The organism is Methylobacterium crusticola (assembly GCF_003574465.1).
In the GTDB taxonomy this organism is placed as follows: Bacteria; Pseudomonadota; Alphaproteobacteria; order Rhizobiales; family Beijerinckiaceae; genus Methylobacterium; species Methylobacterium crusticola.
In genome coordinates this window covers 1-5,724 of sequence record NZ_QOWC01000334.1, presented here as the reverse complement: position 1 = coordinate 5,724, position 5,724 = coordinate 1, and the positions used below count along the sequence as shown (strand labels likewise).

The following is a 5,724-nucleotide window of genomic DNA, read 5'->3' as shown; positions in this document are numbered from 1 at the left end:
GCCCGCGGCGCGGGTGCGCCCGCCCCACGAGACTTCTTGCGAATGCTGAAAACCCATGAACAGTCTATCGGTGGCCAAGACGGCGCAAAGAGTTCCACCACGATCAGATCTGGGATCGTTTTCGCTGAGCGCAGCCGCAAGCATTGGGCCGGGAACGTGGCCATATATGCCTCCTGGGTGGCTGTCATATTTTCGTCCTGTTTGGTCTTGATTGACGCCCTCGAGAGAAATTACGAGGGAATGTGGAATGATGAGCGCCAAGCCTGTGCGTCGGTCGATCGCGGTAATCCTCGGCGGCGGTCTCGCCCTGGCCGGTTCGTGGCCGCTCGGCGCGGTCTCCCCGGCACAGGCCCAGAGCGGCAGGGCCTCCTGGTACGCGTCCGGCCAGCGCACGGCGAGCGGCGAGCGCTTCAACCCGAACGGGCTCACGGCGGCGCACCGCAGCCTGCCCTTCGGCACGCGGGTGCGGGTGACGAACCAGGCCAACGGCCGCTCGGTGGTGGTGCGGATCAACGACCGCGGGCCCTTCGCGGGCGGCCGGGTCATCGACCTCGCCCGCGGCTCGGCCCGGGCCATCGGCATCAGCGGGACGGCCCGCGTCGCCCTCGCGGTGGTCGACTGAGCGCGCCGCGACCCGGGGCGCCCGCGACCTTCCCCAAGGGCCGGGCCCGGCTGATCTGGCGCCGACCCAGCGTTGCCTCCCGGCGGACTCCGCCGGTGCTGTGAAAAAACCGGCCCGGGAGGTTGCGCTGCGGAACGGCCGGCGTTGCGGTGCCGTCCGGACCCCCCACATCTGAGGGCAGTCGCAGCGGAGCGAGATGATGGCAAAGCCCCTGGTTGTCGTGATTCCCCACCAGCTCGGCCGGGTCGAGGCCCGCCGGCGGCTCGACAGCGGCATGGGCCAGGCCAAGGACATGCTCCACAAGGCCGGCCTCACCATGGCGGACGCGACCTGGACCGGCGACCGCCTCTCCTTCCTGGTCGGGGCCATGAACCAGAAGGTCGACGGCGACATCGACGTCGAGGAGGATTGCGTGCGCGTCGAGGTGCGCATGCCGCTCCTGCTCTCGCTCTTCGCCGGCAAGGTGCAGAAGATCCTCGACCAGAACGGCACCAAGCTCCTGGCGAAGAAGTAGCCGCGCGAACGCGCCGGCGCGGGCGGGCGGGCAGGCGCGGGCGCCCGCGAGGAACCCGCGCCCGCGGGGTTCCGTTGGGGACGGTACACCGCGAGAGGAGCGCCCGATGGCCAATCCCGGCCCGATCCCCGACCAGCCCTACGACCCGGTCCCGCCGGGACCCGGCCCGAATCCCGGGCCTGACGTGCCCGACCTCCCGAGCGAGGCCCCGGGCGAGCGGCCGATGGAGATCCCGGTCAACGATCCCGGCAACTCCCCGGCGATCACGCCCGACCCCTCGCCGACCGGCCCGGCCAACCCGACGATGTGACGCCCCCGGCCGGCACGTCAGTGCCGGCGCGACGGCGCCGTCACGGCAGCGCCGTCAGCGCCCGGCGGCGTAGCCCTGCATGCCGCGGGGATTGGCGGCGGCCCGGCGGCGGCGGCCGTCGCGGCTCGCCGCGGTGAGGCGGCCCTCCGACCAGTCCGGCCCGACCTCGACCACGTGGCCGCGCCGGCGCAGCTCCGCCACGGTCGCGGAGCCGACGCGGCCCTCCACCACCACGACGCCCGGCCGCGAGGTGCGGGGCCAGAACGAGGACGGGAAGTGCTCCGTGTGCCAGGCCGGCGCGTCGATCGCGGCCTGGAGGTTCATGCCGGCATGCACGTGGCGCAGGAAGAACTGCGGGATCCACTGGTCCTGCTGGTCGCCGCCCGGAGAGCCCCAGGCGAGGTAGGGCTCGCCGTCGCGCAGCGCCAGCGTGGGCGAGAGCGTCGAGCGCGGGCGCTTGCCCGGGGCGAGCGCCGCCGGGTGGCCCTCGTCGAGCACGAACATCTGCGCCCGCGTGCCGAGGCAGAAGCCGAGGGCCGGGATCACCGGCGAGGATTGCAGCCAGCCTCCTGAGGGCGTGGCCGTGACCATGTTGCCGTCGCGGTCGACGATGTCGAAATGCACCGTGTCGCCCCGCACGAGGCCGGCGCGGCCGTTCTCGGCCGCCCGGCCGTCCTCGGCCGGCGCCACCCGGCTCGGGATGCGCCCGACCGTCGGCTCGCCGGCGCCGGTGCTGCCGACGGCGGTGCGCCCGCCCTCGCTCGCCCGGGCGTCCAGGGCCTTGCCGTGGCCCGGGATCGTGCCCGGGCGCTGCTCCAGGGAGGCGCGGTCGGTGACGAGGCGCCGGCGCGCGTCCGTGTAGGCGTCGGACAGAAGGGTCTCGACCGGCACCGCGACGAAGTCCGGGTCGCCGTAGAACGTGTCGCGGTCCGCGAAGGCGAGCTTGGCGCACTCGACCTGGAGGTGGATGAAGTCCGCCCCCGCCGGATCGAGGCCGTCGAGGGCGAAGCCCTTGAGGAGGGCGAGCTGCTGGAGCGTCGCCAGCCCCTGCGTCCAGGGGCCGGCCTTGAGCACGGTGTAGCGCCCGTACTCGTAGGCGAGCGGCTCCTCGACGCTCGCCGCCCACCCCGCCATGTCGGCCCCGGTGAGGAGGCCGCGGTGGCGCCGCCCGGTCACGTCCATCACCTCCGTGCGGCAGAACGCGTCGATCGCCTCGGCCACGAAGCCCTGCGACCAGACCCGCCGCGCCCGCTCGATCTCGGCCTCGCGGCTGCCGCCCGCCGCCTCGCGCAGGATGCGGGCGTAGGTCTCGGCGAGGGCCGGGTTGGTGAACAGCGTGCCGGGGGCCGGGACGCCGCCGTCCCGCAGGTAGAGCGCCGCCGACGTGGTCCAGTGCTCGGTGAACAGCGCCTCCACGGTGGCGATGGTGGCGCAGATGCGCTCGACCAGCGGGTAGCCGTCGCGGGCGTACGCGATGGCCGGCGCCAGCACGTCCGCGAGCCGCCAGGTGCCGTGGTCGCGCAGGACCCGCATGTAGGCGTCGAAGCTGCCGGGCACGCAGGTCGCCAGCAGCCCCGTGCCCGGCACGAGGTCGAGCCCGAGCCCGTCGCGCAGGTGCGCGATGGTGGCGGCGGCCGGGGCCGGGCCCTGGCCGCACACCACCTGCGGCCGGCCGACCCGCACGTCGTGCAGGATCAGCGGGACGTCGCCGCCCGGGCCGTTGAGGTGGGGCTCCACCACCTGGAGCACGAAGGCCACCGCCACGCCGGCGTCGAAGGCGTTGCCGCCCCGCTCCAGCACGCCCATGCCGACCGCCGTGGCGATCCAGTGCGTCGAGGTCACGACCCCGAAGGTGCCGTCGATCTCGGGGCGGGTGGTGAAGGGGTCGGGCGTGACGAAGCTCATGCGGGTCGTCCTGGCGAGGGCTCTCGGGCCCGGAATGTAGCGGCCCGGCGGCCGCGCCGGCAGCCCCGCGGGCGGATGGCCGTCCCGCGTGCCCGGGCCCGGGTCTCGCCTTCCGGCGCGCCCTGCCATAGACCCGGCCCATGGCCGCTCCCCCGCTCCTCACCCTGCAAGGCGTCACCCTCACGTTCGGGGGCACGCCGCTCCTGACCGGCGCCGACCTCGCCCTCGCGCCCGGCGACCGCACCTGCCTCGTGGGCCGCAACGGCTCGGGCAAGTCGACGCTCCTGCGCGTCGCCGCGGGGCTGGCGGAGCCCGACCGGGGCGTGCGCTTCGTCCAGCCCGGCACCACGATCCGCTACCTCGCCCAGGAGCCGGACTTCGCGGGCCACGCCACCACCCTGTCCTTCGTCGAGGCGGGCCTGGGGCCCGGCGACGAGGCCTACCGGGCCCGCTACCTCCTCGAGAGCCTCGGCCTCACCGGCGGCGAGGAGCCGGGCCGGCTCTCGGGCGGCGAGTCCCGCCGCGCCGCCCTCGCCCAGGCGCTGGCGCCCGCGCCCGACATCCTGCTCCTCGACGAGCCGACGAACCACCTCGACCTGCCGGCGATCGAGTGGCTCGAGGCCGAGCTGAAGGGCAGCCGCTCCGCCCTGGTGCTGATCAGCCACGACCGCCGCTTCCTCCAGGCCCTCTCGCGCAGCACCGTCTGGCTCGACCGCGGCGTCACCCGCCGCCTCGATCAGGGCTTCTCCGCCTTCGAGGGCTGGCGCGACGCGGTCTTCGAGGAGGAGGAGCGCGACCGCCACAAGCTCGACCGCCGCATCGCCGCCGAGGAGGACTGGCTGCGCTACGGCGTCACCGCGCGGCGCAAGCGCAACGTCAAGCGGCTGGCCGGCCTGCACGACCTGCGCCGCCAGCGCCGGGAGCACCGCGGGCCGCTCGGCAGCGCCAGCCTGGCGGCGACCGAGACGGAGGCCTCCGGCAGCCTGGTGATCGAGGCGGCCGGCGTCTCCAAGGCCTACGACGGCCGGCCGATCGTGCGCGACCTCAGCCTGCGCGTCGCGCGCCGGGACCGCCTCGGCATCGTCGGCGCCAACGGCACCGGCAAGACCACCCTCGTCAACCTCCTCACCGGCCGGCTCGCGCCGGATTCCGGCACGGTGCGCCTCGGCGCCAACGTCAGCCTGAACCTCCTCGACCAGCGCCGCAGCGCGCTCGACCCGGAGCGGACGCTCGCCGACGTGCTCACCGGCGGGGGCAGCGACACCGTGGCGGTGGGCGGCCAGAGCCGGCACGTCGTCGGCTACATGAAGGACTTCCTGTTCTCCCCCGAGCAGGCCCGCACCCCCGTGGGCGTGCTCTCGGGCGGCGAGCGCAACCGGCTCCTCATCGCCCGCGCGCTCGCCGAGGCCGGCAACCTCCTGGTCCTCGACGAGCCCACGAACGACCTCGACCTCGAGACCCTCGACCTCCTCCAGGAGATGCTGAGCGACTACGCCGGCACCCTGATCCTCGTCAGCCACGACCGCGACTTCCTCGACCGGGTGGTCGACGCGGTCCTGGTCTCGGAAGGGGAGGGGCGCTGGCTCGCCTACGCGGGCGGCTACAGCGACATGGTGGCCCAGCGCGGCGCCGGCGTGCAGGCCCGTGAGGCGCCCCGCGGCGAGGGCCCGGCCCGGGGCGGCGCCCGGGAGGCCGGGAGCGCGCCGGCCCGGCGCGCCGAGGCGTCGCCGCGCCGCCGGCTCGGCTTCAACGAGCAGCACGAGCTGAAGACCCTGCCGGCGCGGATCGCCGCCCTCGAGGGCAACGCCGAAAAGCTGCGCGCCGCCATGGCCGATCCGACCCTCTACGCCCGCGACCCGGGCCGGTTCGAGGCGGTCTCGACGGCGCTGGCCGCGACCGAGACGGACCTCGCGGCGGCCGAGGAGCGCTGGCTCGCCCTCGAGATGCAGCGCGAGGCGCTCGAGGGGTGAGGCGCGCCACGGCGCCCGCCGGGGGCGCCGAATCGGCCGCGCGGGGCCAAGAAACGACAGCGTTACGATCGGATTGGGCCGCACTGACCGTCGTCGAGGCCGATTTTCACAGTCCCGACCAAGATTTCGTTGCCTCCTTGCAACAATCCGGCGGAAAGCCGGCAACTTGGCCGGGTCGGGTGCGGATCCGTGTTGATCGCCTCAGGAGCCTCGCACATGGTGCCTCTGCGCCGGGAGCAACTCGGCGGGTTTGGCCGGTGCCCCGTGCGGGAGGGCTGAGCTGACGGGGATAAGAGTGGCGTGGTTCGGATCCCACGGGATCATCGAGGCACAGTCATTCACCCCCAGGGTCTCGAAACTTTGGAGGTCTCTATGAAGCTCGTGAAGAGCCTTCTGCTCGGGT

At 74.2% G+C, this 5,724-nt stretch carries 5 protein-coding genes; 4 read left to right on the top strand and 1 reads right to left on the bottom strand.

Annotation, left to right across the window (positions count from 1 at the left end; genetic code table 11):
- Positions 1 to 247 precede the first annotated feature (247 nt).
- From DT057_RS33815 to DT057_RS33805, 3 genes are all read left to right on the top strand, one after another.
- Entirely contained in the window at positions 248 to 622 is a 375-nt protein-coding gene (locus DT057_RS33815) for a septal ring lytic transglycosylase RlpA family protein (RefSeq protein ID WP_128566387.1), read from the top strand.
- Between the two features lie 199 nt (positions 623 to 821).
- Complete coding sequence (locus tag DT057_RS33810) at positions 822 to 1,136, top strand: polyhydroxyalkanoic acid system family protein (RefSeq protein ID WP_128566386.1); 315 nt, start codon at positions 822 to 824, stop codon at positions 1,134 to 1,136.
- Between the two features lie 106 nt (positions 1,137 to 1,242).
- Complete coding sequence (locus DT057_RS33805) at positions 1,243 to 1,446, top strand: hypothetical protein (RefSeq protein ID WP_128566385.1); 204 nt, start codon at positions 1,243 to 1,245, stop codon at positions 1,444 to 1,446.
- A 54-nt stretch (positions 1,447 to 1,500) separates the two neighbouring features.
- Here DT057_RS33805 and DT057_RS33800 read toward each other — a convergent pair whose 3' ends face one another.
- Positions 1,501 to 3,351, bottom strand: a complete 1,851-nt coding sequence (locus tag DT057_RS33800; RefSeq protein WP_128566384.1) for a gamma-glutamyltransferase family protein — start codon at positions 3,349 to 3,351, stop codon at positions 1,501 to 1,503.
- A gap of 140 nt (positions 3,352 to 3,491) precedes the next feature.
- Here DT057_RS33800 and DT057_RS33795 point away from each other — a divergent pair, with 140 nt between their 5' ends.
- A complete protein-coding gene (locus DT057_RS33795) occupies positions 3,492 to 5,321 on the top strand; it encodes an ABC-F family ATP-binding cassette domain-containing protein (protein WP_128566383.1) in 1,830 nt (609 codons plus the stop codon).
- The last annotated feature ends 403 nt before the right edge of the window (positions 5,322 to 5,724 follow it).

Excerpts from the sequence above, each read along its gene's own strand:
- DT057_RS33815 (WP_128566387.1), top strand. The coding sequence starts at position 248 with ATGATGAGCGCCAAGCCTGTGCGTCGGTCGATCGCGGTAATCCTCGGC.
- DT057_RS33795 (WP_128566383.1), top strand. The coding sequence starts at position 3,492 with ATGGCCGCTCCCCCGCTCCTCACCCTGCAAGGCGTCACCCTCACGTTC.
- DT057_RS33805 (WP_128566385.1), top strand. The coding sequence starts at position 1,243 with ATGGCCAATCCCGGCCCGATCCCCGACCAGCCCTACGACCCGGTCCCG.
- DT057_RS33800 (WP_128566384.1), bottom strand. The coding sequence starts at position 3,351 with ATGAGCTTCGTCACGCCCGACCCCTTCACCACCCGCCCCGAGATCGAC.
- DT057_RS33810 (WP_128566386.1), top strand. The coding sequence starts at position 822 with ATGGCAAAGCCCCTGGTTGTCGTGATTCCCCACCAGCTCGGCCGGGTC.